This is a genomic window from Kitasatospora sp. NPDC001547 (genome assembly GCF_042894165.1).
In the GTDB taxonomy this organism is placed as follows: Bacteria; Actinomycetota; Actinomycetes; order Streptomycetales; family Streptomycetaceae; genus Kitasatospora.
The window spans coordinates 245920-268726 of the sequence record NZ_JBIAVL010000010.1 but is presented as its reverse complement, the minus strand read 5'-3'; the positions used below and the strand labels follow the sequence as shown (position 1 = coordinate 268726).

Annotated in this window: 24 protein-coding genes and 1 pseudogene; 9 read left to right on the top strand and 16 right to left on the bottom strand. The window is 72.7% G+C overall.

Annotation, left to right across the window (positions count from 1 at the left end):
- Nucleotides 1-227 precede the first annotated feature (227 nt).
- The gene (locus tag ACFY0X_RS20645) at nucleotides 228-971 is read left to right on the top strand and encodes an XRE family transcriptional regulator (protein ID WP_387756586.1); all 744 of its coding nucleotides are present in this window, start codon (nucleotides 228-230) and stop codon (nucleotides 969-971) included.
- Between the two features lie 4 nt (nucleotides 972-975).
- Complete coding sequence (locus ACFY0X_RS20640) at nucleotides 976-1446, top strand: NUDIX domain-containing protein (protein ID WP_387756584.1); 471 nt, start codon at nucleotides 976-978, stop codon at nucleotides 1444-1446.
- On the opposite strand, the gene ACFY0X_RS20635 is transcribed toward ACFY0X_RS20640, so the two are convergent.
- The 5 genes from ACFY0X_RS20635 to ACFY0X_RS20615 form a co-directional block, all read right to left on the bottom strand.
- Nucleotides 1404-1709: a helix-turn-helix domain-containing protein gene (locus tag ACFY0X_RS20635; RefSeq protein WP_387756582.1), complete on the bottom strand. Its 306-nt coding sequence runs from the start codon at nucleotides 1707-1709 to the stop codon at nucleotides 1404-1406. The two genes, ACFY0X_RS20640 and ACFY0X_RS20635, sit on opposite strands and share 43 nt — an antisense overlap.
- A 6-nt stretch (nucleotides 1710-1715) precedes the next feature.
- On the bottom strand, nucleotides 1716-2234 hold the full coding sequence (locus ACFY0X_RS20630) for a DUF6879 family protein (protein WP_387756580.1): 519 nt from the start codon (nucleotides 2232-2234) through the stop codon (nucleotides 1716-1718).
- Nucleotides 2215-2478, bottom strand: a complete 264-nt coding sequence (locus tag ACFY0X_RS20625) for a hypothetical protein (protein WP_387756578.1) — start codon at nucleotides 2476-2478, stop codon at nucleotides 2215-2217. Before ACFY0X_RS20625 ends, ACFY0X_RS20630 begins: the two co-directional genes overlap by 20 nt.
- Nucleotides 2479-2745: 267 nt before the next feature.
- The gene (locus tag ACFY0X_RS20620) at nucleotides 2746-2997 is read right to left on the bottom strand and encodes a hypothetical protein (protein WP_387756576.1); all 252 of its coding nucleotides are present in this window, start codon (nucleotides 2995-2997) and stop codon (nucleotides 2746-2748) included.
- Nucleotides 2994-3356: an ATP-binding protein gene (locus ACFY0X_RS20615; RefSeq protein ID WP_387756574.1), complete on the bottom strand. Its 363-nt coding sequence runs from the start codon at nucleotides 3354-3356 to the stop codon at nucleotides 2994-2996. The genes ACFY0X_RS20620 and ACFY0X_RS20615 overlap by 4 nt, the downstream gene beginning before the upstream one ends.
- 261 nt (nucleotides 3357-3617) lie before the next feature.
- Between ACFY0X_RS20615 and ACFY0X_RS20610 the strand changes: the two genes are divergently transcribed.
- Nucleotides 3618-4484, top strand: a complete 867-nt coding sequence (locus tag ACFY0X_RS20610) for a helix-turn-helix domain-containing protein (RefSeq protein WP_387756572.1) — start codon at nucleotides 3618-3620, stop codon at nucleotides 4482-4484.
- Nucleotides 4477-4677: a DUF397 domain-containing protein gene (locus ACFY0X_RS20605; protein WP_387756570.1), complete on the top strand. Its 201-nt coding sequence runs from the start codon at nucleotides 4477-4479 to the stop codon at nucleotides 4675-4677. The genes ACFY0X_RS20610 and ACFY0X_RS20605 overlap by 8 nt, the downstream gene beginning before the upstream one ends.
- Before the next feature lie 48 nt (nucleotides 4678-4725).
- Here the strand turns inward: ACFY0X_RS20605 and hutI are convergent, their stop codons facing one another.
- The 6 genes from hutI to ACFY0X_RS20575 all read right to left on the bottom strand — a co-directional run bounded on the left by hutI (nucleotide 4726) and on the right by ACFY0X_RS20575 (nucleotide 11608).
- The gene (gene hutI, locus ACFY0X_RS20600) at nucleotides 4726-5901 is read right to left on the bottom strand and encodes an imidazolonepropionase (RefSeq protein ID WP_387756568.1); all 1176 of its coding nucleotides are present in this window, start codon (nucleotides 5899-5901) and stop codon (nucleotides 4726-4728) included.
- Between the two features lie 34 nt (nucleotides 5902-5935).
- Nucleotides 5936-7288 carry a formimidoylglutamate deiminase gene (locus ACFY0X_RS20595; RefSeq protein WP_387756566.1) on the bottom strand — a complete coding sequence of 451 codons (1353 nt, stop codon included), beginning with the start codon at nucleotides 7286-7288 and terminating at the stop codon, nucleotides 5936-5938.
- Nucleotides 7285-8466, bottom strand: coding sequence for an allantoate amidohydrolase (locus ACFY0X_RS20590; protein WP_387756613.1), 1182 nt, complete (start codon nucleotides 8464-8466; stop codon nucleotides 7285-7287). The genes ACFY0X_RS20595 and ACFY0X_RS20590 overlap by 4 nt, the downstream gene beginning before the upstream one ends.
- Before the next feature lie 17 nt (nucleotides 8467-8483).
- The gene (hutU, locus tag ACFY0X_RS20585; RefSeq protein WP_387756564.1) at nucleotides 8484-10151 is read right to left on the bottom strand and encodes a urocanate hydratase; all 1668 of its coding nucleotides are present in this window, start codon (nucleotides 10149-10151) and stop codon (nucleotides 8484-8486) included.
- Between the two features lie 184 nt (nucleotides 10152-10335).
- Entirely contained in the window at nucleotides 10336-10653 is a 318-nt protein-coding gene (locus ACFY0X_RS20580) for a hypothetical protein (protein ID WP_387756562.1), read from the bottom strand.
- 85 nt (nucleotides 10654-10738) lie between these two features.
- On the bottom strand, nucleotides 10739-11608 hold the full coding sequence (locus tag ACFY0X_RS20575) for a MurR/RpiR family transcriptional regulator (RefSeq protein WP_387756560.1): 870 nt from the start codon (nucleotides 11606-11608) through the stop codon (nucleotides 10739-10741).
- A 221-nt stretch (nucleotides 11609-11829) separates the two neighbouring features.
- Here ACFY0X_RS20575 and ACFY0X_RS20570 point away from each other — a divergent pair, with 221 nt between their 5' ends.
- Nucleotides 11830-12258, top strand: coding sequence for a hypothetical protein (locus ACFY0X_RS20570; protein ID WP_387756558.1), 429 nt, complete (start codon nucleotides 11830-11832; stop codon nucleotides 12256-12258).
- A gap of 28 nt (nucleotides 12259-12286) precedes the next feature.
- Here the strand turns inward: ACFY0X_RS20570 and hutH are convergent, their stop codons facing one another.
- Both hutH and ACFY0X_RS20560 read right to left on the bottom strand, forming a co-directional pair.
- Complete coding sequence (gene hutH / locus ACFY0X_RS20565; RefSeq protein ID WP_387756556.1) at nucleotides 12287-13864, bottom strand: histidine ammonia-lyase; 1578 nt, start codon at nucleotides 13862-13864, stop codon at nucleotides 12287-12289.
- A gap of 116 nt (nucleotides 13865-13980) precedes the next feature.
- Entirely contained in the window at nucleotides 13981-15273 is a 1293-nt protein-coding gene (locus tag ACFY0X_RS20560) for a macrolide family glycosyltransferase (RefSeq protein ID WP_387756554.1), read from the bottom strand.
- Here ACFY0X_RS20560 and ACFY0X_RS20555 point away from each other — a divergent pair.
- The gene (locus ACFY0X_RS20555) at nucleotides 15272-15892 is read left to right on the top strand and encodes a TetR/AcrR family transcriptional regulator (protein ID WP_387756552.1); all 621 of its coding nucleotides are present in this window, start codon (nucleotides 15272-15274) and stop codon (nucleotides 15890-15892) included. The two genes, ACFY0X_RS20560 and ACFY0X_RS20555, sit on opposite strands and share 2 nt — an antisense overlap.
- Before the next feature lie 808 nt (nucleotides 15893-16700).
- Here the strand turns inward: ACFY0X_RS20555 and ACFY0X_RS20550 are convergent.
- The 3 genes and pseudogenes from ACFY0X_RS20550 to ACFY0X_RS20540 form a co-directional block, all read right to left on the bottom strand.
- Nucleotides 16701-17834, bottom strand: a pseudogene (locus ACFY0X_RS20550) (diguanylate cyclase domain-containing protein); the annotation flags it as partial.
- A 404-nt stretch (nucleotides 17835-18238) separates the two neighbouring features.
- Entirely contained in the window at nucleotides 18239-19363 is a 1125-nt protein-coding gene (locus ACFY0X_RS20545; RefSeq protein WP_387756550.1) for an adenylate/guanylate cyclase domain-containing protein, read from the bottom strand.
- 173 nt (nucleotides 19364-19536) lie between these two features.
- Nucleotides 19537-20430 carry a biotin--[acetyl-CoA-carboxylase] ligase gene (locus tag ACFY0X_RS20540; RefSeq protein ID WP_387756548.1) on the bottom strand — a complete coding sequence of 298 codons (894 nt, stop codon included), beginning with the start codon at nucleotides 20428-20430 and terminating at the stop codon, nucleotides 19537-19539.
- A gap of 233 nt (nucleotides 20431-20663) precedes the next feature.
- Between ACFY0X_RS20540 and ACFY0X_RS20535 the strand changes: the two genes are divergently transcribed.
- The 3 genes from ACFY0X_RS20535 to mmpB all read left to right on the top strand — a co-directional run bounded on the left by ACFY0X_RS20535 (nucleotide 20664) and on the right by mmpB (nucleotide 22788).
- On the top strand, nucleotides 20664-22253 hold the full coding sequence (locus ACFY0X_RS20535; RefSeq protein WP_387756546.1) for an acyl-CoA carboxylase subunit beta: 1590 nt from the start codon (nucleotides 20664-20666) through the stop codon (nucleotides 22251-22253).
- A 29-nt stretch (nucleotides 22254-22282) separates the two neighbouring features.
- A complete protein-coding gene (locus ACFY0X_RS20530) occupies nucleotides 22283-22504 on the top strand; it encodes an acyl-CoA carboxylase subunit epsilon (RefSeq protein WP_387756544.1) in 222 nt (73 codons plus the stop codon).
- Nucleotides 22505-22647: 143 nt separating this feature from the next.
- The gene (mmpB, locus tag ACFY0X_RS20525) at nucleotides 22648-22788 is read left to right on the top strand and encodes a morphogenic membrane protein MmpB (protein WP_387756542.1); all 141 of its coding nucleotides are present in this window, start codon (nucleotides 22648-22650) and stop codon (nucleotides 22786-22788) included.
- Nucleotides 22789-22807 lie beyond the last annotated feature (19 nt).

Below are 22807 nucleotides of genomic sequence, written 5' to 3'. Positions count from 1 at the left end.
CCAATTGGGGCGGAACTTGTGGGGATGGTGAGCCGAAGGGGCCGGTGCTCGGTCGCACGTCCGCGCGCCCCGCATCTTCACCACCCATTGGCCTCCTCCCGCTGAGCAATCACCAATCTCCGACAGCGCCCGGGACGGTGAAACCTCACGCAAAGGACACTTCAGAACGTCCCTCACGCGGTACAACGTCCCTATAAGAGTCCGGGCTTCGCGGAGAGACAGGCGAGATGCCGAACGAAAAGCTGAAAGGCGTTATGGCGTCGGGTGGTTGGACGTGCGCCGCCCTGGCAGACAAGGCCGGAGTGGACACCAAGTCGGTTGAGCGATGGGCCAATCAGAACCGGACGCCCCGGCTGGGGACGGCCCGTCTGGCCGCAGAAGCGCTGGGAGAAGACATGTTCGCACTGTGGCCGAGCCTGCGGCAGCCACGCGCCGCAAGAGCGATAAGTCCCGAGCTGGTGGCCCTCCACGAGCAGCGCGCTGACCTACCAGTGTCCGTCTTCGTGGACCTGTTCGGGAAAGCTGCAGAGCGCATCGACGTGCTGGTCTACGCAGCTGTGTTCCTCCACGAGGCGTACCCACGCCTCAACGATCTGCTTCGGGAACGCGCCGCCGATGGCTGCGCGGTCCGGATCGCGCTCGGCGACCCTGACAGCGCGAACGTCAGGCAGCGCGGAGAGGAGGAGAGGTTCGGTCACGGCATCGAATCTCGGTGCCACCTTGCTCTCATGCATTACCGCCCACTGCTCGGCACACCGGGCATTGAGATCCGCACTCACGGGACCACCCTCTACAACAGCCTCTACCGGGCAGATGGCGAAGTCCTGGTGAATGCACACGTGTGGGGGGTCAATGCCTTCGCAGCACCCGTCTGGCACCTGCGCCAAACCGGCGCAGGAGCGCTGTTCGACACCTATGCTGCGAGCTTCGAAGCGGTATGGAACGCCGCACTACCGGCTGAGGAGAGCTGATCACGTGGCAAGGACGGAGTTCTACGACGATCCCAACGCGCCCGAGCCGAATCGGCTGGTCGTGGCAGCATCCGCAGTGGTGACGGATCCCGACGGGCGCATCCTGCTCCAGCGACGCACCGACAACGGCCTGTATGCGCTGCCGGGTGGAACGATGGATCTCGGCGAATCGCTTCCGGACACGGCCGTACGGGAGGTCCGTGAGGAGACCGGCCTCGATGTCGAGATCACCGGACTCGTCGGCACGTACACCGACCCCCGGCACGTGATCGCCTACTCGGACGGTGAAGTCCGACAGCAGTTCAACGTCTGCTTCACCGCGCGCATCACGGGCGGGGACCTGCGGATCTCGGGCGAGTCCACCGACCTTCGGTTCATCGCTCCGAGCGACATCGAAGAGTTGCCAATGCACCACACTCAGCGCCTCCGACTTCAGCACTTCCTGGAGCGCAGGGCGATCCCGTATCTCGGCTGACAGAGGGCGCCCGCGAGGCCCTCGCCACAGGTGGGCAAGGGCCTCCGCACGTTTCCGCGCCGGTCGTCGCCCCCTGGGGAGGGGCCATCCGGAGGGCACAGCGACGTTCTGGCGGTGGAGATCCGAGACACCTTGGACGGGTGCCAGCCGCACAGGGCCGCAAGCTGCTTGCCGTCCAAGCCAGCGTCCTCGCACATCTCCCGAAGGCGATCTGCAAGGACTTTCCTGGCTGCTTGGACGTGAGACGACTCCGAGGCGGGCATGACGGATCAGACCAGCTTGTAGTCCTCGTGCGGAGTTGCGCGCTCCCACACGGCCTCAAAGGCGGCACTGACCAGATCCACAACGGCATGATCCGTCCGCCATTCCCTGTCCACGACCTCGCCGGCCCCGGAGAAGTACGTGAACAGCACGGCCGACCCATCGAACATCCACAGGTCCGTTCCCGGCAGCGCGATGTCGGCAGCCCTCCGCCGGGGCAACCAGCGGACCAACTCACCCGCTGCGACGTTCGCGAACGTGAGGTCGTGCTCGAACCGGATGTAGTCCGTCACAGGCTCCGAGACGACCCGGGCCCGCCGCATGACCACGCCGCGCCCGGTTGTCTCAGCCACCAGATCAGCCCAAGGCCCCCACCAGTCGGGCAGCTTGGCCGGATCCCTGTCATACCGATGGCCGGCACGCCAGCGGGTGAACTCCGGATCATCCGGCGTGTAGCTGTCGCGCATCTCCAGGTGCACGGCGGAGCGCTGCGCCCCAGCCAAGCCCTCACGTACGGGGAACTTCACCGGTTCCGTCCTCCAGAGGCGGAATGAACTGCCGCATCACGGCGGTGAGTCGAACGATCGTCTCGTGATCCGGAACATCCGTGCTGTGAGCAGGAATCGACCCGATCTCCTGGCAAGCCGCCACCTCTTCTTCCGTGGCCTTGTAGGACTGGATCAGCAGATCCCCCGTGTCCTCGTCCAGCCAGATCGTCGGCGAGTCATCGACGGGAGTGTTCGGGATGATCCCCAGGAAACGCAACCTCACGACCTCTCGCCGTGTCAATCCGATTGCGCTCGGCTGCACGACTATCGCCACCAGTGGCGCGCCGACCCGGGCCATTTCCCGGCGCCATGGAACCGCAGCTGGTTCAGCCCGTTTCGCGGTAGAGCGCACGGGCGCCTGCGAGGCCCTCGCCCGGGGTGGGCGAGGGCCTTCGCGTGTTTCAGTGCCACTCGTCGCGTGCCTCGGGGCGGGGGGTCCCGAGGGTCGCGAGGGCGAGGAGGGTGACAAGGACCGCGTCGGCGGCGAACCTCACCGGTGCCACGCCTCGTCCCGCTCCAGGTCGCGGAGCAGGTGGAGAAGGTTGAGCAGAGTGCTGACCGGCGCGTTGCCGAAGTCGACCAGGATGCGGCCGTCGAGGGTGGTCTCGCCGGCCGAGGCGGAGCCCCAGAGGAGCCCGTGCGGCATGCCGCGCCGGTGCAGCTCGCCGAGGAGAGAGGTGATCTGGGGCGCGGTGTAGTCGCTCATCCGGGGGTCGTCCGGCGCGACGGGGTCGCGGGTCACGCGAGGGAGTCCAGCTCGTACCAGGTGGTCTTGCCGCGCTTCTGCGGGTCGACGCCCCAGCGGTGGGTGAGGCCCTCCACGAGCTGGAGGCCCCGACCGGTCTCGGCGAGGTCGGAGGACGTTCGCAGCCGGGGGAGGGCGTCGCTCTCGTCGGAGACGGTGACCCGAAGGGTGCGGTCGCGGATGGAGAACCAGACGACGGGCGCGGGGGTCTCACCGTGCCGCCAGGCGTTGACGATGAGCTCGCAGAGGGCGAGTTCGGCGTTGAAGATGGCCTCGGCGTCCCAGGCGCTGCGGGTCATGGCGTCCCGCAGGGCCTGTCGGGTGAGGGTGAGCGAGGGGGTGTTACGGGTGCACACGGGAACCTCCGTGAGGCTGTGGTGTGGGGAGGGATGGTGACGGACGTCGCCGTGAGCCAGGCCGGGGCGCGGCTGCTCTGCGGCGCGCGGGCAGCAGGCGCCTACTGCCGTGAATGCGGGCATTACTGACGATCCGTCTGATCAAGCTGAGACTGACGATAGCGCGGTCCGCCACAGATTTGTGGCGGACCGCAAGAAGTTCCCTCTAACGTGGCAGCACCTCTGCGGCAGACTGGTCCCACGGCCAGCAGAGAGGACACCATGGCGCTTCGATCGAACCCAACTCTCCGTCAACGGCGCCTGGGGGCGGAGCTGCGACGGATGCGTGAGCAGGCAGGGCTTGGCGGCAGTCAACTCGCCCGTGCACTCGGCATCAATCCCGCCCACGTGACGCAGATGGAGAGTGGCCGGACCGGCATCAGCGTCGAGCGGCTGCGGACGGTCGCCGCGTTGTGCATGTGCGTCAACGAGCCGCTGATCGAAGCCCTGGCGGAGATCATCACGGACCGGGGCAAGGGCGTTTGGTGGGAGGAATATCGCGGGGCCCTCTCAGACGACTTCCTGGAGGTCGCTGAGGTTGAAGGCTATGCGCGCAGACTCTCGACCTACACGATGGCCTTCATCCCCGGACTTCTCCAGACCAACGCATATGCCGGTGCTGTCTTTGATCGCTCCCTGACACCGCTCCCACACCGCGAGGTCGAGCAGAGGACGGCCTTTCGAATGCGACGACAGGAAATCGTCCGCTCCGGCGCAACGCCGTACTCCGCCTACGTCCATGAAGCTGCTCTACGCATGCAGTTCAGTGGGCCCGCGATCCAGGCCGAGCAGCTTCACAGCCTCATCGAAGACTCCGAGCGTCCGACCATCTCGATCCGAGTCGTGCCCTTCGACGTCGATGCGCTTCCGCTCAACTACGAGAACTTCACCTATGCCGAAGGGCCGATCCCGGAACTGGACACCGTGCAGACGGACTCCAGCGTCGGCAATGTGCTCTTCGATGCACCGGCCCACCTTGCCAGGTTCCGCTCTCTGCTCGCCCGGCTTGAATCGGCCGCCATCTCGGAAGGCGACTCCCGAGGGTTCATTCAATCCATCAAGAAGGACATGGAAAGCAAGTATGCCTAACTCTAGCTGGAAGAAGTCCAGTTACTCGGGCGCAAACTCCGACTGCGTTGAGGTGCGGACCGTCGAAGGGGCGGTCGAACTCCGTGAGTCCGATGACGCGGGTGTCATCGTCCGCACCACACCCCTCAGGTTCGCCGCCTTCCTCCAGGGCGCCAAGGCAGGCGAGTTCGACCACCTCACCGCCACCCCCTGAGCGAAAGGCCCCCGCGCCCGGAGCGCGGGGGCCTTCCAGCGACCGTCGTCAGACCTCGCGGACGCCCGCGCGCCAGACGGCGGCCGTGAGGGGGACGCCCGGGCGGTAGGCCAGGTGGACGTGGGACGGGGCGTCCAGCAGGAGCAGGTCCGCGCGAGCGCCGGGGGCGACCACGCCGACGTCCGTGCGCCGCAGGGCGTGGGCGCCGCCGGCCGTGGCCGCCCAGACAGCCTCGTCCGGGGTCATGCCCATCTCCCGTACGGCCACCGCGATGCAGAAGGCCATGGAACTGGTGAAGCTGGAGCCCGGGTTGCAGTCGGTGGACAGCGCCACCACCGCGCCCGCGTCCAACAACCGCCGCCCGCTCGGGTACTCGGCCCTCGTGGAGAACTCCGCGCCCGGCAGCAGCGTGGCCACCGTCGCCGAGCCGGCCAGCGCCGCCACATCCTCGTCCGTCAGGTGGGTGCAGTGGTCCGCCGAGGCGGCCCCCAGCTCCACCGCGAGCTGCACACCGGGCCCGTACGAGAGCTGGTTGGCGTGCACCCGGGGGGTGAGGCCGCGCTCGATGCCGGCGGTCAGGACGGCCCGCGCCTGGTCCCCGTCGAAGGCGCCCTTCTCGCAGAACACGTCCACCCAACGGGCGTGCGGGGCGCAGGCGTCCAGCATCTCGCCGGTGACCAGGTCGACGTACCCGGCCGGGTCCTCGGCGTACTCGGGGGCGACCACGTGGGCGCCCAGGTACGTCGTCTCCGGGGTGTGCCGGGAGGCGATCCGCAGCGCCCGCGCCTCGTCCTCGACCGTCAGCCCGTAGCCGGACTTGCACTCGATGGTGGTGGTGCCCTGGCGCACCGCCTCCCGGACGAACCGGGCCAGGTTGGCGTCCAGTTCGCCGTCGCTCGCCGCCCGGGTGGCCGCCACCGTCGTCCGGATGCCGCCCGCCGAGTACGCCTGCCCGGACATCCGGGCGTTGAACTCGGCGGTGCGGTCGCCCGCGAACACCAGGTGCGCGTGCGAGTCGACGAAGCCGGGCAGCAGGGCCCGGCCCTCCGCGTCGAAGCGCTCGTCCGCCGCCGGTGCCCCGGCCGCCGGGCCGACCCAGGCGACGGTGTCGCCGTCGACCACCACGGCCGCGTCGGTCAGCAGGCCGAGCGGCCCGGCACCCTGCCCGGGGTCGTTGGTGACCAGGCTGCCGATGCCCGTGATCAAGGTGGTCCTGGTGCTCAAGACAAGGCCTTCCGAAGAGAGTCGAACAGAGGAGTCAGCAGTCCAGCGCGCCGATCGCGGAGCGCAGCGCGCCCGGCACGTCGGCCACCAGCAGGTGCGCGCCGTCCCGGACGACGTGCCGGCCGCCGACCACCACGTGCCGTACGTCCGCCGCCGAGGCCGCGAAGACCGCGATCTCGGCGCCGAGCCGGGGCGGCGGTCCCGCCGTGCGGACGGTGTCCAGCGCGATCACCGTGAAGTCGGCGAGCGCCCCGGCCTCGACCCGTCCGGCCTCCGGCCAGCCGAGCGAGGCGTGCCCGTCCTCGGTTCCGGCCCGCAGCAACGAGTTCGCCGTCCAGTGGCCCCGGGTGCGGGTGCGCAGCCGCTCGTCCAGCTCCAGCGCCCGGGCCTCCTCGAACGGGTCGATCACCGCGTGGCTGTCGCTGCCCAGGGTGATCGGGGAGCCCGCCGAGGCGAGCCGGCGGGCCGGGCCGATGCCGTCCGCGAGGTCCCGCTCGGTGGTGGGGCACATGCAGACCGTGGTGGAGGAGTCGGTGAGCAGCCGGACGTCCTCGTCGGTCAGGTGGGTGGCGTGCACGGCCGAGGTGCGCGGGCCGAGCGCGCCGTGGTCGGCGAGCAGCCGGGTCGGGGTGACGCCGTGCGCGGCCAGGCAGGCGTCGTTCTCGGCGGTCTGCTCGGACAGGTGGACGTGCAGCGGTGCCTTGCGCATCGCCGCCCAGTGCGCGACGGTGCCCAGCTGCTCGGCCGGGACGGCCCGCACCGAGTGCACGGCGGCGCCGATCCGGGCGTGCTCGCGCGGCTTGAGCGCGTCCGCCCGGGCCGCCCAGGCGTCCGCGTCGCCGTCGCTGAACCGCTGCTGCGGCTTGGTCGGCTCGGCGCCGAAGCCGGAGGAGAGGTAGCAGGTGTCCAGCAGGGTGATCCGGATGCCGGCCCGGGCGGCGGCCTCGATCAGCGCCTCGCCCATCGCGTTGGGATCGGCGTACCGGGCGCCGCCGGGCGCGTGGTGCAGGTAGTGGAACTCGCCGACGGCGGTGATGCCGGCCAGCGCCATCTCGGCGTAGACGGCGGTGGCGAGGTCGAGGTAGCGGTCCGGGTCCAGCGCGCCGGCGAACCGGTACATGGTGTCGCGCCACGTCCAGAAGGTGCCGGAGCCGACCTGGACGTGCCCGCGCAGCGCCCGGTGGAAGGCGTGCGAGTGGGCGTTGGCCTGCCCGGGCAGCAGCAGCCCGTCGAGCCGGACGGCGTCCGGCGGGCAGGGGCCGCTGTCCGGGGTGACGGCGGCGATCGTCCCGCCGGGGCCGGTGGTGATCAGCACGTCCTGCTCGACCACCGGCCCGTTGTCGTGCGGCAGCCAGGCGTACTGCGCCCAGTACCTCGTCGTGGTCACTGACACGCCAGGTCCTCCAGTACGTCGGCGAGGGCGGCGACCCCGGCCAGGCAGTCGGCCTGCTCGGCGTGCTCGGACGGGGAGTGCGAGACGCCGGTGGGGTTGCGCACGAACAGCATGGCGGTCGGGATGGCGGAGGCCAGGATCCCGGCGTCGTGTCCCGCGCCGGTGGGCAGCACCGGGGCGTCCAGCAGCTTGGCCAGCCGGTCGCGCAGCGGCCCGTCGAAGTCCACCACCGGGGTGTAGGACTCACGGGTCAGCTCGACCCGGACGCCGTCGCGCCCGCCGCGCTCGGCCGCCGCCCGCTCGATCTCGGCGACCAGCTCGGTGAGGGTGCGCTCGTCGGCCGCCCGGGAGTCCAGCCAGCCGCGCACCAGCGAGGCGATCGCGTTGGTGCCGTTGGGCTCGACCGCGACCTTGCCGAAGGTGGCCAGCGCGCCCGCCAGCTTGGCCTTCTTGCGGGCGGCGAGCACGGTGTTGGCGTAGGTCAGCATCGGGTCGCGGCGGTCCTCGATCCGGGTGGTGCCGGCGTGGTTGGCCTCGCCGTGGAAGTCGAACCGCCAGCGGCCGTGCGGCCAGATCGCGCCGGCCACGCCGACCGGCTGCCCCTCGGCGAGGCAGCGGCCCTGCTCGACGTGGAGCTCGACGAAGGCGCCGATCCGGGCCAGCCGGTCGTCGTCCGCGCCGATCGCGGTGGGGTCGTAGCCGGCCCGCTCCATCGCGTCGGGCAGCCGGACGCCGTCGGCGTCGCGCAGCTCGTACGCCTGCTCGGGCGACAGCACCCCGGCGGTGAGCCGGGAGCCGATGCAGGCCACGCCGAACCGGGCGCCCTCCTCGTCGCCGAAGTTGACGATCGCCAGGGGCTTGGTGAACGCGGCGCCGCGGGCGCGCAGTTCGTCCAGCGCGGCGAAGGAGGACACCACCCCGAGCGGGCCGTCGAAGGCGCCGCCGTCCGGGACGGAGTCCAGGTGCGAGCCGGTGACGACGGCCCCCTGCCCGTTCGGGTCGCCCAGCCAGGCCCACTGGTTGCCGTTGCGGTCCAGCTCGTACGTCAGGCCGCGGCCGCGCGCCTGCTGCTCGAACCAGGCGCGGCACTCGGCGTCGGCGGAGTTCCAGGCGAAGCGGCGGTAGCCGCCGGAGGAGGCGGAGCGGCCCACGGGGAGCAGCTCCGCCCACATCTCCTCGAACGACGGGCTCACAGCTCACCCATCGGGACGCGCACCCCGCGCTCGGCGGCGACCTCGGTGGCCCGGTCGTAGCCGGCGTCCACGTGCCGGATGACGCCCATGCCCGGGTCGTTGGTGAGCACCCGGCGGATCTTCTCGCCGGCCAGCGCGGTGCCGTCGGCGACGGTGACCTGGCCGGCGTGGATCGAGCGGCCGATGCCGACGCCGCCGCCGTGGTGGATGGAGACCCAGGAGGCGCCGGAGGCGACGTTGACCATGGCGTTGAGCAGCGGCCAGTCGGCGATCGCGTCGGAGCCGTCCAGCATCGCCTCGGTCTCCCGGTACGGGGAGGCGACCGAGCCGCAGTCCAGGTGGTCGCGGCCGATCACGATCGGGGCGGACAGCTCGCCGGAGGCGACCATGTCGTTGAAGCGCTCGCCGGCCTTGTCGCGCTCGCCGTAGCCGAGCCAGCAGATCCGCGCGGGCAGGCCCTGGAAGTGCACCTTCTCCTGGGCCATCTTGATCCAGCGGTGCAGCGACTCGTTCTCCGGGAAGAGGTCGAGCACGGCCTTGTCGGTCTTGTGGATGTCCTGCGGGTCGCCGGACAGCGCCGCCCAGCGGAACGGGCCCTTGCCCTCGCAGAACAGCGGTCGGATGTACGCCGGGACGAAGCCGGGGAAGGCGAAGGCGCGGTCGTAGCCGGCCAGTTGGGCCTCGCCGCGGATCGAGTTGCCGTAGTCGAAGACCTCGGCGCCGCGGTCCTGGAAGCCGACCATCGCCTCGACGTGCCGGGCCATCGACTCGCGGGAGCGCTGGGTGAACTCGGCGGGCTTCTCGGCCGCGTAGGCGGCCATGTCGTCGAAGGCGACGCCGACCGGCAGGTAGCTCAGCGGGTCGTGGGCGCTGGTCTGGTCGGTGACGATGTCGATCGGCGCGTCCATCGCGAGCAGCTGCGGGAACAGGTCCGCGGCGTTGCCCAGCAGGCCGATGGAGAGCGGCTGCTTCCTGTCGCGGGCCTCGGTGGCGAGCTGCAGGGCGTGGTCGAGGTTCTTGGCCTCGACGTCCAGGTAGCGGTGCTCGATCCGGCGGCTGATCCGGGACGGGTCGCAGTCGATGCAGATCGCCACGCCGCCGTTCATGGTGACGGCCAGCGGCTGGGCGCCGCCCATCCCGCCGAGGCCGGCGGTGAGGGTGATGGTGCCCTCCAGCGAGCCGTTGTAGCGCTTGTTGGCGACGGCGGCGAAGGTCTCGTAGGTGCCCTGGAGGATGCCCTGGGTGCCGATGTAGATCCAGGAGCCGGCGGTCATCTGGCCGTACATGGTGAGCCCGAGGCTCTCCAGCCGGCGGAACTCCTCCCAGTTGGCCCAGTCGCCGACCAGGTTGGAGTTGGCGATCAGCACGCGCGGCGCCCACTCGTGGGTCTGCATCACGCCGACCGGGCGGCCGGACTGGACCAGCATGGTCTCGTCCTGCTTGAGGCCCTGCAGCGTCTTCACCATGGCGTCGAAGGACCGCCAGTCGCGCGCCGCCTTGCCGGTGCCGCCGTAGACCACCAGCTTCGACGGGTGCTCGGCCACCTCGGGGTCGAGGTTGTTCATCAGCATCCGCAGCGCGGCTTCCTGCTGCCAGCCCTGCGTCGTGAGCCCCGTGCCACGCGCCGCTCGCACCTCGCGCGGCCCACTCGCCTGCTGCACCATAGTCCCGGCCTCTCTGCGGATGGATTCATTCAAGCTCGGTTCGGCTGAATATATCCAAACATTCAGCTCCCGACCAGACCCGGAACCCATCGGAACAGCCCTGGCCGGAACCGGGCCCCGGGCACGCCGAAGCGCCCGCCCGGCACGGCCGGAACGGGCTGGTGCGGACGGGTGCGGACAGCCCTCAGGCCGCCGCGCCGCCGTCCCAGTCGATGCCGATCTCGGCCAGCCAGCGGCGGTCCTCGGCGTCCGGGGCGGGCGGGGACGGCGGGCGGGGGACGTTCTGGACCGGGCCGAGGCCGTACTTCTCGGCGGCCGCGGCGGCGGCGTCGGGTTCGATGACGCCGACGTGGACGGCCGACTCGTCGCCCGGGTCGAGGACGGTCAGTTCGGGTTCGGGCAGCCGCCGCAGGGTGACGCGGCGTCCGCAGGCGGGGCAGGACCATTCGTCGGCGCCCGAGGACAGCCGGGCGACGAACTTCATCTCGTGGATCACGTGCATGGGCGGCACCCCCTGCCGTAGGGGATGCCCGGGTTCGTGTCGAGTACTCCCCCGCCGCCGCTGCCGGCCGCGCCCGTTCCCGGAACTACTCCAGGAACAGCCCGCGCGCCGCCGCCGACTGCTCGATCGCCTCCAACCTGGCCTCCGCGCCCGGGATTTCGTCGCACATGGACTGCAGCAGCACCCGGCCGAGCATCATCGGCGCGCAGGCGGTGTCGAAGACCAGCCCGGTGCCGACGGCGGCCGGCAGCATCAGGTCGGACAGCTTGGCGACCGGCGCGAAGGCGCTGTCGGCCACGGTGAGCACCGTCAGCCCGCACTCGCGGGCCACCGTCAGCGCGTCCATCAACTCCCGCGGGTAGCGCGGCAGCGCGAAGCAGAGCAGCGCGTCGGCCCCGGCCGCCCGGGCCTGCTCCAGCCGGTCGGCGAGCATGCTGCCGCCCTCGTCCAGCAGCCGGACGTCCGGGTGCACCTTGGACGCGAAGTAGGCGAAGCCGCGGGCCTGCGCCGAGGCGGCCCGCAGCCCGAGCACCGGCAGCGGGCGGGAGGCGGCGAGCAGCCGGGCGGCCCGGATGATCGGCTCCGGGTCGGCGAGGAGTTCGGCGAGGTGGCGCAGGTGCGCGATCTCGGCCAGCACGGCCTGCTGGTGCTCGTTGCGCACCGCCTCGTCCGGGCTCTCCGGCGCGGCCGGTTCGCCGCCGCCGAGCTCGCGCAGCTGCTTGCGCAGCGCCGGGTAGCCGTCGTACCCGAGCGCGACCGCGAAGCGGGTGACGGACGGCTGGCTGACGCCCGCGAGTTCGGCGACCTCCACGCTGGACAGGAACGGCGCCTCGGTGGCGTGCCGCACCAGCGAGTGGGCGATCCTGCGCTGGGTGGGCGTCAGCCGGTGCCCCTCGAACAGCTGGAGCAGCCGGGCGGAGGGGCCGACGCTGCCGGTCTCGTCGGTGGCGGTCATCAGCGGTACCTCCGGGTGCGAGGGGTTCGGACGACGACTGTGCAGGAGCGGGCCGCACCTGGCAAAGACGTCTCGTACGGCGGAACGCCCGGTGGGACGTCCCGCGGAGGGCGGGGTCCGGGGCGCGCCGGGTCGGGGTAACCCTGATTTGTCCCTGAGCCCGCCCGGATTCCTCCGGCGAACGGATGGACCGGCGGCCCCGTCGGCCCCACTCTGGTTCCATGGACACTCGTCAGGACGAACTGCGGCGCGACCTCGACGCCACCCTCCAGGCCCGCAAGGAGCTCGGCCCGGAGTACGAGGACGCCCTGGTCGACTCCTTCATGAAGCGGCTCGACGCCCGGATCAACGCCCGGGTCGAGCGCTCGGTGGCCGAGCGGATCGACGACTACGAGCCGCGGTCCCGCCACGACCGGGGCCACCCGCGCCGTTCGGGCTTCGGCAAGCGCTCCGGCACCGGGCTCGCGGTGACCTCGCTGGTCATCGGCGTCCCGCTGACGGCGATCGCCGGCAGCCCCGAGAGCGGCGGCTTCGCCGGCCTGGTGGTCTGCTGGGCGGGCATCGTCGGGGTCAACCTGGCCGCCGCCCTGGGCGAGCTGCGCAACCGCGGGAACCGCGGCGAGCGCGGGCCGCGGAGCGACTGGGACTGAGCCCCCGTCACCCCGCGGCGGCTCCCGCTCAGGCCAGCGGGCCGGTGACCCGCTCGACCGCGCGCACCAGCTCGCCGGAGGCCACCAGCTCGGCGGCCGCCTCCAGGTCCGGCGAGAGGAAGCGGTCGCGGCCGGCGCCGCCGACCCCCGCCTCCCGGGCGGCGGCCAGCGCGGCCGCGGTGGCCGGGGCGAGCCCGCCGGACCCGTCGGTCTGCTGACGGATCTCCAGCGCGCGGGCGGAGGCGGTGAGTTCGACGGCCAGGATCCGGCCGAGGTTGGCCACCGCCTGGCGCAGCTTGCGCGCGGCCGACCAGCCCATCGACACGTGGTCCTCCTGCATCGCGGAGGACGGGATCGAGTCGACCGAGGCAGGGACGGCGAGCCGCTTGTTCTCGCTGACCAGCGCCGCCTGGGTGTACTGGGCGATCATCAGGCCGGAGTCCACGCCCGGGTCGTCGGCCAGGAAGGCCGGCAGGCCGTGCGAGCGGGCCTTGTCGAGCAGCCGGTCGGTGCGGCGCTCGGAGATCGAGCCGAGGTCGGCGGCGGCGATGGCGAGGAAGTCCAGCACGTACGCGACCGGCGCGCCGTGGAAGTTGCCGTTGGACTCCACCCGGCCGTCCGGCAGCACCACCGGGTTGTCGACCGAGGCGGCCAGCTCGCGCGAGGCGACCAGCCGGGCGTGCGCCAGGGTGTCCCGGCCGGCGCCGGCCACCTGCGGGGCGCAGCGGATCGAGTAGGCGTCCTGGACGCGCGGGGCGTCGTCCTGGTGGTGGCCGGTGAGGCCGGAGCCCTTGAGGACGGCGAGCATGTTGGCGGCGCTCAGCGCCTGGCCCGGGTGCGGGCGGATCGGGGCGTGCAGCTCGGGGGCGAGCACCTTGTCGGTGCCGAGCAGCGCCTCCAGGCTCATCGCGGCGGTGATGTCGGCGGTGGTGAACAGCCGCTGGAGGTCGGCGATGGCCATCACCAGCATGCCGAGCATGCCGTCGGTGCCGTTGATGAGGGCGAGGCCCTCCTTCTCCAGCAGCTCGACCGGCTCGATGCCGGCGGCGGCGAGCAGCTCGGCGACGGGCTTCTCCACGCCGTCCGGGCCGGTGGCGGTGCCCTCGCCCATCAGGACCAGCGCGCAGTGCGACAGCGGCGCGAGGTCCCCGGAGCAGCCGAGCGAGCCGAACTCCCGCACCACCGGGGTGATGCCGGCGTTGAGCAGGGCGGCCATGGTCTGCGCGACCAGCGGCCGCACGCCGGTGCGGCCGGAGGCCAGCGTCTTCATCCGCAGGAACATCAGCGCGCGGACCACCTCGCGCTCGACCGCCGGCCCCATGCCGGCGGCGTGCGAGCGCACCAGCGACCGCTGCAGCTGGGCGCGCAGCTCGGGGCTGATGTGGCGCACGGCGAGCGCGCCGAAGCCGGTCGACACGCCGTAGACGGGACGCGGCTCGGCCGCGAGGGCGTCGATCCGCGCGCGGGCGGCCGCCATCTCGGCGAGCGCGTCGGGACCGATCTCGACCCGGGCGTTGCCCCGGGCGACGGCCAGGACGTCCTCGGCGCTGACGTCGGCCTTGCCGACCAGGACCAGCGGAGCGTCGGGGGCCACAGCACTGTGCATATCCATATACACCATCACATCAGGTGAATGAAGATATGACAACAGGTGCTCACCATCCGGATTCTCCGTCCTCCGGATCGGCGCCGCACACGGTGGCCCCCCGGCCGATCCCCCCGCTACTTCGCGAGCTCCGCCTCGATCAGGTCGGCCGCCCTGGCCGTGCCGCCCTCGGCCCGGCCGGCGGCGGACAGCTCCCGCAGCCGCTCGGCCACCGCGGGGTCGCCGACCAGCTCCAGCAGCGCCGCGCGCAGCGCCTCCGGGGTGGCCTGGTCGGTGTCCAGCCGACGGGCGACGCCGTGCGCCACCAGGGCGTCCGCGTTGGCGAACTGGTCGACACCCTGCGGCACCGCGATCATCGGCACGGCGTGGAACAGCCCCTCGCTGGAGCCGCCCATGCCCGCGTGGGTGACGAAGGCGTCCGCCTGGGCGAGCACCGACAGCTGCGGCACCCACCGGTGCACCTCGACGGTGTCCGGCACCTCGCCGAGGTCGGCGAGGTCGGTGTGCTTGCCGACCTGCAGCACGGTGTGCCAGCCCGGCAGGTCGCCGAAGGCCTGCACGCAGGCCCGGTAGAAGGCGGGCTGGTTGGTGTAGGCCGAGCCCAGCGAGACCAGCAGCACCTTCTCGGCGCCCTCCGGCCGCCGCCACTCGCCCTGGTGGCCGCGGTCGCCGAAGCAGGGCCCGACGAAGGTGATCCGCTGCTCGTCGACCCGGTCGGCATTGGGCTGCAGGGCGCGCGGGATGAGCGCGATCGCCCGCTGCGGGCGGGCCTTGAAGGCGTCCACGTCCCGCTCGGTCGCGCCGGCCTCGGCCAGCCAGTCAGCGAACCGGCGGTAGTACTCGGCGCCGCCCTTCCCGTTGCGGATCGCCTCGAAGACCTCCGCCAAGTCCTCCTCGAAGCCCTCCCAGCCCACGTAGGTGGGCGACAGCTGCACCACCGGCACCCCCAGCCGCTCGCCCAGCGCCCGGCCGGCGAAGCCCGCGATGTCGGTGAGCACCAGGTCGGGCCGGTCGTCGGCGAAGGCCGCCAGCAGGACGGGCCACATCGCGAGCGCGTCCTCCAGGAACAGCTCCTGGAGCCCCACCGGGTCGTCCGTCCAGCTGTTCGGGTCGTCGCCGAGCGGCAGCGTCGTCGGGTACGGGACGAAGGCGGCGCCGGTGGACTCGACGGTCTCCCGGAAGGAGGCGTCGTTGACGTAGCTGACCCGGTGGCCCCGGGCGACCAGCTCGGTGATCACGGCGAGGCTGGGGTTGACGTGGCCGTGGGCAGGAATGGAGACCATCAGGATGTGGGCGGAGCGGGTCATGGGCACCTCCGGGGTAGCGGATGAGACGAGACGGTCCGTCTCGCTGCGTCTTGAGAAGACAATACGTCTCGTCTCGCCGTTTCGCATAGACTTTTTTCCCATGACATCCAGAACCGCTCCGGACCCCGCCCGCCGCAGCGAACGCGCACGCGCCGCCGTCCTCGGCGCCGCCATCGAACTCGTCGCCGAAGTCGGCTACGCCAAGGTCACCGTCGAGGCGATCGCCGCCCGGGCCGGCGTCGGCAAGCAGACCATCTACCGGTGGTGGCCCTCCAAGGGGGCGGTCGTCTTCGACGCCTTCCTCGCCGCCAACGAGCACGAGGGCAGCCTCGCCCTCCCGGACACCGGCGACCTCGCCGCCGACCTGCGCGCGGTGCTGCGCCCCACCAGCGACGAGTTCGCCGACCCGGGCGCCGACCGCACCTACCGCGCGATCATCGCCGAGATCATCAACGACCCCGCGCTGTACACCGAGTACCGCACCCGCCTGCTGGACCCGCTGCTGGAGGTCACCCGTGACCGCCTGCGCAGCGCCCGCGAGGCCGGCCAGATCGCCCCCGACACCGACCTCGACCTCGCGATCGAACTCTTCTACGGCCCGCTCCAGTACCGCTGGCAGTACCGGCTCGGCCCGCTCACCCACGAGCACGCCGACCGGCTGGTCGACGCCGCCCTCCGGGCCCTCAACCCGCCTGCCGCCACCGGCGGTTCCGGCGCCTGACCCGGACCGCGGCCGGCACCGCGGCCGGCACCGCGGCCGGCACCGCGGCCGGCACGCGGACCAGCAGGCCGACGGCGACCCACGCGGACGGCCAGCCGAGGCCGCCGTGGGACCCGTGCCGCGACCTGCGAGGGACACGCCGGTCGCCGCATCCCCACCCGGCGCGGGCGGCCGTGAAGCCGGGCGGTCGGCCGGGGCGGCCGGCCGCGGCGAACGCTCAGACCACCGGCGGCGAGGCCGGCCCCGCCAGGGCGACCGAGACCAGGGCGCGCATCGCGCAGGCCGCCTGCCCCAGCGGCAGGGTGGCGTCGTCGGCGAAGAGCTCCACCAGCCAGCCGCCGGCCGGGTTCTGGCCGCCCGCCGCGACCATGCCCCGGTAGCCGGAGACCACGAGCATCGCCTCCTCCGCCGGGTCGTTCCCGGCCGCGCCCGCCCGCAGGGCGAAGGCGCCGCCGCGCACCGCACGGCGGGTCATCGGGTAGTGCCGGAGGTCGAAGACCGCGTCGGGGGCCTCGATCTGGGCCCGCTGGGTCTCGGCGCGGGCGCTGCTGGGCCCGCTGGTCATCCGGTAGACGGCGTGCTGGGCGGTGCGCATCAGGTGGGAGCCGGGCGGGACGTACGAGACCCACCAGCCGACCGCGTCCAGCAGCCGGGCGGAGGCCTCGGCGACCACGACCAGCTTGCCCAGGGTGTCCGCCGGGTGGACGGCCCGGGTGGTGGCGGCCTGGTCGAGGGAGGCGAGCACCGCGGTGAGCAGCTGCCCCGGGTCGGCGCTGTGGGCGGCGCCGCGGAACCGCCGCCGGTCGCCCGCCCCGGCCCGGCCGCTCGGCCCGCGCCGACCGTCCGCCCGGTGGTGCGGGTCGGCGGCGTCGGCGAGCAGCACGGTGGGGTCGGGCGAGAAGCCGGGGCCGTGGCTGCGCCCGGCGACCACCGGGTGGGCGGCCCGGGCCGCCTTGGCCCGGTACTGGGCCGCGTCGGCGAGCCGGAACAGCCGGTCGGGGGTGGTGACCGGCCCGATCGAGTCGCCGGTGGAGGCGACGCCGCAGGCCACGCCCTCGCCCTCGGAGAGCGCGAGGGCCCGGGCGCACAGCTCCTCGGCGACGGCGACCACCTCGTCGGCCTTCTGCCCCTCCACCAGCAGACAGAACTCGTCGCCGCCGAGCCGGGCGGCGAGGCTGCCGGGGAGCTTGGCGGCGGCCAGCGAGAGCTGGTGGGCGAACCGCTCCAGCAGCCGGTCGCCCATCTCGTGGCCGAGCTGGTCGTTGACCCGCTTCAGCCCGTTGACGTCGCAGACCACCAGCGAGACCACGGTGTTGTCCCGGTTGTGTGCCTCCAGCGCGCTCTCCAGCCGGGCGTCCACGGCGCGCCGGTTGGCCAGGCCGGTGAGCGGGTCGGAGAAGGCCAGCTTGCGCAGGTCGGCGAGGCGCTCGGTCTGCGCCAGGCCGGCCGAGACCTGGGCGGCGAGCAGCGTCGCGTAGTCGGCGTCGGCCTCGGTGAACTCCGGCATCCCGGCCGAACGGGCGAGGTACAGCTCGCCCCAGGCCTGGCCGTGCAGCACGATCGGCGCCACCACGCAGCAGGCCCGCCCGCGCCGGCGCAGCGCGGCGGCGCGCTCCTGGCAGTACGCGCCGGCGGTCGGGTGGGCGTGCCCGGCGTGCGACTCACTGCTCTCGGCGCTCTGCAGCCAGGCCCGCGGCAGCCGCCCGGTGCTCCAGCGCTCCTCCAGGTACGTGACGATCTCGGGGAAGTCGGCGACCGGGTACGACTCGTCCTCGGGCAGCTCCTCCTCGCCCGGGGCGAGGTCGCCGTGGTTGACCAGCACCCGCAGCCGACCGGACTCGCGGTCCCAGACCGAGACGGCGGCCATGGCGGCGCCGAGCGCCTCGGTGGCCCGGGCGGCGGCGGCGCGGACCGCCTCCAGCGGGGTGAGCGCGGCGGCCATGTCCTGGGCCAGCTCGACCACGGACTGCAGTCTCAGGTCGGGCAGCGGGTCGGGACGCCGCGAGCCACCGCAGTCGCAGTCGCGGTCCGTCATGATCGCCTCGCTGCTCACCGGCTCGCCTCGCTCCCTGTGCTCGGTCCTGCCGGACCCCCGTCGACCGGCCGCACCGCACCCGATCGGCCGCTTGCACCAAGACTAGGGCGGTTTCGATCGGTTATGCCCCGTTTGCCCGGGCGAACCCGCGACAGAACGTACGGGTTTCAACCGTTCGGCACCCGCGAAGGCCCGCGCACCGCGGGGTAGCGCTCCCGCGAACACCCCGCGGAGCCCCCGCACCGCCTGTGGTTCCTCCACCGGGCGTCTTCCCCGCGGGTCGGCCGCCACTCGGCCGTTCGGCCACGGCGCTAGTCGGCCGTCAGCCGCCGGGTGAGCAGCCACGGCTCGACCAGCCCGAGCCCCCGCACCGGCCGCCGCCACATCGGCTGCAGGTGGAACCGCGCCCCCGCGTCCGGGCCCGGCATCGGCAGCCCGGAGGCGGGCATCCCGGCCGCGGCCGACAGCGCCTCGGCCAGGCCCGGCCCCTCCGAGTCGGCCGGGGCGACGCTGCCGTTCTGCTCCAGCGCGGCCGCGAACTCGCCGTCGATCAGCACCGCGTCCTTGGGCGCGATGGAGGTGAGCCGGCTGGCCAGGTTGACGGTGGTGCCGAAGACGTCGCCCATCCGCGAGGTGACCGTGCCGAAGGCCATCCCGACCCGCAGCGGCGGGATGGTGTCGTCCCCGGCCAGCGCCTCGATCAGGCTCAGCGCGATCTCGGCGGCGGTCGTCGGATCCTCGGAGACGTAGAGGATCTCGTCACCGAGCGTCTTGATCACCCGGCCACCCTGGCCGGCGATCAGGTCCGAACAGGTGTTCTCGAAGGTCTCGACCAGCTCGCCGAGCTCCTCCTCCTCCAGCCGCCGGGACAGCCGGGTGAAGCCGACCAGGTCGGCGAAGCCGACGGCGAGCCGCCCGCTGGTGATCTCGTGGTCCTCGGCGGCCTGCACCACCCGGCCGGTGACGGCCGCCAGCTGGCGCCGCCAGACGTACACCAGGAACTGCTCCAGCTCCGGCAACAGCAGCTCGACCAGCGGGTACGCGACGTCGGCGCGGGTCAGCCCGGGCTCGACGGACTGGGTGAGGTTCTCCAGGAAGGTGTCCATCTGCCAGCCGGCCAGCCGGGCCGTGGTCTGGCCGGTGGAGCGGGCCACCTGGATCGCCATCGACTCGCTGAGCAGCCCGGACTCGACCAGGCCGGCCAGCCGCCGCAGCGCGATCACGTCGCCGTCGGTGAGCGCCCGGGACTGGCCGATGTCGGGGAAGCCCATGGCGCGCCAGAAGCGGGTGGCCAGCTCCATCGGGACGTCGGCGGCGCGCGCGGCCTGGTACGGGGTGTAGCGGCGCGGCGCGTCCAGGATCAGGCGTTCCAGTTCGAGCGCCACCGTGGGGTCGTTGCCGCCCGCCGTCGCGCCGCTGCCGCCGTCCTCTGCCACCGGTCCGTCCCCGTGCGATCGCCGCACTCGCCTCGTGTCCCACCTGTCCGGGCGCGCCGCCCGCCACCCGGGCGGGCAGTGGCGCGCCTCACACCGCTGCCAGGTGGAATATTCGCACGGAATCGTCGGATCCGGGGCATCAGCCCGGGTCAAGGGGAGGTGAAGACTGCCGTTCAGCGGGGCTCGGGGCGCACGTGGACGACGTCCCCCGCACCGACCGCCCGGCGTACGCCGTCGGGCGTGCGGACCACCAGCCGCCCGTCGCCGTCCACCGCCACCGCCTCGCCGACCAGCTCGCGGTCGCCCGGCAGGTGCACCTTCACCTGGCGGCCCAGCGTGGTGCAGCGGTCCACGTAGGCGCGCATCAGGTCGCTGGCGTGCGGGTCGCCCGCGGCGGCCGTCCAGTCCCGGTACAGCTCGGCGAACTCGCGCAGCAGGGCACGCAGCAGGGTGCCCCGGTCGGTGGTCGAGGCGCCGGCCAGCGCGAGCGAGGCCGCGGTCGGGACGGGCAGCTCCTGCGCCCGCAGCGACACGTTGAGGCCCATGCCGACCACCACCGCACCGCCGGCCAGCTCGGTGAGGATGCCGCCGAGCTTGCGCTCCGCGCCGTCGACCTCCACCTGGAGGTCGTTGGGCCACTTCAGCCCGACCTCGACCCCGGCGACCCGGCCCAGCGTACTGGCCGCGGCCACCCCGACCAGGATCGGCAGCCAGCCGTACCGCTCGACCGGCACCTCCTCGGGGCGCAGCAGCACCGACAGGAACAGCCCGGAGCGCGGCGGGGCGGTCCACTGCCGGTCCATCCGGCCGCGGGCGGCGCTCTGCGCCTCGGCCACCAGCACCGCGCCCTGCCCGGCGCCCGCCGCGGCCCGGGCGGCGAGGTCGCTGTTGGTGGAGCCGGTCTCCGCGACGACGTCCAGGGAGGTCCACAGCCCGCCCGGGACGAGCAGGTCGTGGCGCAGCGCCTCCTCGTCCAGCGGCGGACGGTCCAGGTCGGTCCAGGGCGACGGTCCGGCGTGGCCGAAGCCGCGCAGTCCGCTGCGGCGGGGGGTCCGTGGTTCGGTCATGGGGGAAACCCTAGATCGGCCCGGGGAGCCAGGCCGCCCCATCGTCCCGCAGAACGCCCCTCGGCAAAACTGTGTCGATGGCCATAACGCCAGGACATGACGCATCGCCCTCCGCGCTGGCTACGCTACCCAGCGGTAGTTCGTAGCGCCGCCCTGCCCTCATGCGCGGGCCCACCCCCCGGTTCCGCGCGCACTCGAACAGGTCGCGGCCATGGATCAGGGAGAGCCACCGGATGACCGAGGCGCCGTACGACCCCCACACCACCGCGGGCAAGCTCGCCGACCTGCGGCGCAGGCTGGACGAGGCGGTGCACTCCGGCTCCGCGAAGGCCGTGGAGAAGCAGCACGCCAAGGGCAAGCTGACCGCCCGCGAACGGGTCGTGGAACTGCTGGACGAGGACTCCTTCGTGGAGTTCGACGAGTTCGCCCGGCACCGCTCGACCAACTTCGGCCAGGAGAGGAACCGCCCGTACGGCGACGGCGTGGTGACCGGCTACGGCACCGTGGACGGCCGCCAGGTCGCCGTCTTCGCCCAGGACTTCACCGTCTTCGGCGGCTCGCTCGGCGAGGTCTTCGGCGAGAAGATCGTCAAGGTGATGGACTTCGCGCTGAAGACCGGCTGCCCGGTCATCGGCATCAACGACTCCGGCGGCGCCCGGATCCAGGAGGGCGTGGTCTCGCTCGGCCTGTACGGCGAGATCTTCCGCCGCAACGTGCACGCCTCCGGCGTCATCCCGCAGATCTCGCTGATCATGGGCCCCTGCGCGGGCGGCGCGGTGTACTCCCCCGCGATCACCGACTTCGTGGTGATGGCCGACCAGACCTCGCACATGTTCATCACCGGCCCGGACGTGATCAAGACCGTCACCGGCGAGGACGTCGCGATGGAGGAGCTGGGCGGCGCGCGCACCCACAACACCAAGTCGGGCAACGCGCACTACCTGGCCGCGGACGAGAAGGAGGCGATCGAGTACGTCAAGAGCCTGCTCTCGTACCTGCCCTCCAACAACCTGTCCGACCCGCCGTCCTACCCCGAGCAGGCCGACCTCACGGTCACCGAGGAGGACCTCGAACTCGACACCATCGTGCCGGACTCGGCGAACCAGCCGTACGACATGCGCAAGGTGATCGAGCACATCGTCGACGACGGCGAGTTCCTGGAGACCCAGCCGCTGTACGCGGGCAACATCATCACCGGCTTCGGCCGGGTCGAGGGCCAGTCCGTCGGCATCGTCGGCAGCCAGCCGATGGACCTGGCCGGCTGCCTGGACATCAACGCCAGCGAGAAGGCCGCCCGCTTCATCCGCACCTGCGACTCCTTCAACGTCCCGGTGCTGACCTTCGTGGACGTGCCCGGCTTCCTGCCCGGCACCGAGCAGGAGTGGGACGGCATCATCCGGCGCGGCGCCAAGCTGATCTACGCCTACGCCGAGGCCACCGTCCCGCTGATCACCGTGATCACCCGCAAGGCCTTCGGCGGCGCGTACGACGTCATGGGCTCCAAGCACCTGGGCGCCGACCTCAACCTGGCCTGGCCGACCGCGCAGATCGCGGTGATGGGCGCGCAGGGCGCGGTCAACATCCTGCACCGCCGGGAGATCGCCGAGGCCGAGGCGGCCGGCACCGCCGAGGAGAAGCGGGCCGAGCTGATCGCCTCGTACGAGGACACCCTGCTGAACCCGTACCTGGCGGCCGAGCGCGGCTACGTGGACGCGGTGATCGCCCCGAGCGAGACGCGCCGGCACATCGTCCGCGGCCTGCGGGCGCTGCGCGGCAAGCGCGAGGTGCTGCCGCCCAAGAAGCACGGCAACATCCCCCTGTAGGCCCCGTCCCTGTCGGGAGAGAACCAGCCATGTCCCCGATCCACGTGCTGCACGGGCAGCCGACCCCCGAGGAGCTGGCCACCGTCCTGGCGGTGGTCCAGGCCCGGGCCGCCGCCGCGCAGGCCGCCGCCGAGACGGCGCGGCCGGCCGGTGCCGGCCCGGCCTCCCCCTGGAACGACCGCTCCCGCCTGCTCCGCCCGGCCGTCCACCCGGGCGTGAACGCCTGGCGGACCTCGGGCTGGGCGCACTGAAGTCCCCCGGGTGGAGCGGGAGTCCGGCCGCGCCGGCGACCCGCTCCACCCGGCTCCCCCGCCCGCCCCGCCGAGGGGCTCCGCCCGAAACCTGAGTACGGATACTCAGGCGCCCGCAGCCCCGCCCGGCGCACTCTGGACGGGTGCTCTGGTCAGACCCCCGTGACGAGCCCTCGCCCGAGGCCCGTCGGATGCAGGAGCGGATGCAGCGGGCCGGCAAGGTGCTCGCCGCCCTGGTGCTGGTCGGCGCCGTGCTGATGATGCTCTCCCGCTCCTTCACCTGAGCCGTTCACCCGAACGGCG

What these genes read in the sequence shown, in the direction of transcription:
- ACFY0X_RS20645 (WP_387756586.1), top strand. Translation starts at nt 228, where the DNA reads ATGCCGAACGAAAAGCTGAAAGGCGTTATGGCGTCGGGTGGTTGGACG.
- ACFY0X_RS20635 (WP_387756582.1), bottom strand. Translation starts at nt 1,709, where the DNA reads ATGCCCGCCTCGGAGTCGTCTCACGTCCAAGCAGCCAGGAAAGTCCTT.
- ACFY0X_RS20610 (WP_387756572.1), top strand. Translation starts at nt 3,618, where the DNA reads ATGGCGCTTCGATCGAACCCAACTCTCCGTCAACGGCGCCTGGGGGCG.
- ACFY0X_RS20605 (WP_387756570.1), top strand. Translation starts at nt 4,477, where the DNA reads ATGCCTAACTCTAGCTGGAAGAAGTCCAGTTACTCGGGCGCAAACTCC.
- ACFY0X_RS20590 (WP_387756613.1), bottom strand. Translation starts at nt 8,466, where the DNA reads ATGTGGGCGGAGCTGCTCCCCGTGGGCCGCTCCGCCTCCTCCGGCGGC.
- hutU (WP_387756564.1), bottom strand. Translation starts at nt 10,151, where the DNA reads ATGGTGCAGCAGGCGAGTGGGCCGCGCGAGGTGCGAGCGGCGCGTGGC.
- ACFY0X_RS20580 (WP_387756562.1), bottom strand. Translation starts at nt 10,653, where the DNA reads ATGCACGTGATCCACGAGATGAAGTTCGTCGCCCGGCTGTCCTCGGGC.
- ACFY0X_RS20575 (WP_387756560.1), bottom strand. Translation starts at nt 11,608, where the DNA reads ATGACCGCCACCGACGAGACCGGCAGCGTCGGCCCCTCCGCCCGGCTG.
- ACFY0X_RS20570 (WP_387756558.1), top strand. Translation starts at nt 11,830, where the DNA reads ATGGACACTCGTCAGGACGAACTGCGGCGCGACCTCGACGCCACCCTC.
- hutH (WP_387756556.1), bottom strand. Translation starts at nt 13,864, where the DNA reads ATGCACAGTGCTGTGGCCCCCGACGCTCCGCTGGTCCTGGTCGGCAAG.
- ACFY0X_RS20555 (WP_387756552.1), top strand. Translation starts at nt 15,272, where the DNA reads ATGACATCCAGAACCGCTCCGGACCCCGCCCGCCGCAGCGAACGCGCA.
- ACFY0X_RS20560 (WP_387756554.1), bottom strand. Translation starts at nt 15,273, where the DNA reads ATGGGAAAAAAGTCTATGCGAAACGGCGAGACGAGACGTATTGTCTTC.
- ACFY0X_RS20540 (WP_387756548.1), bottom strand. Translation starts at nt 20,430, where the DNA reads ATGACCGAACCACGGACCCCCCGCCGCAGCGGACTGCGCGGCTTCGGC.
- ACFY0X_RS20535 (WP_387756546.1), top strand. Translation starts at nt 20,664, where the DNA reads ATGACCGAGGCGCCGTACGACCCCCACACCACCGCGGGCAAGCTCGCC.
- ACFY0X_RS20530 (WP_387756544.1), top strand. Translation starts at nt 22,283, where the DNA reads ATGTCCCCGATCCACGTGCTGCACGGGCAGCCGACCCCCGAGGAGCTG.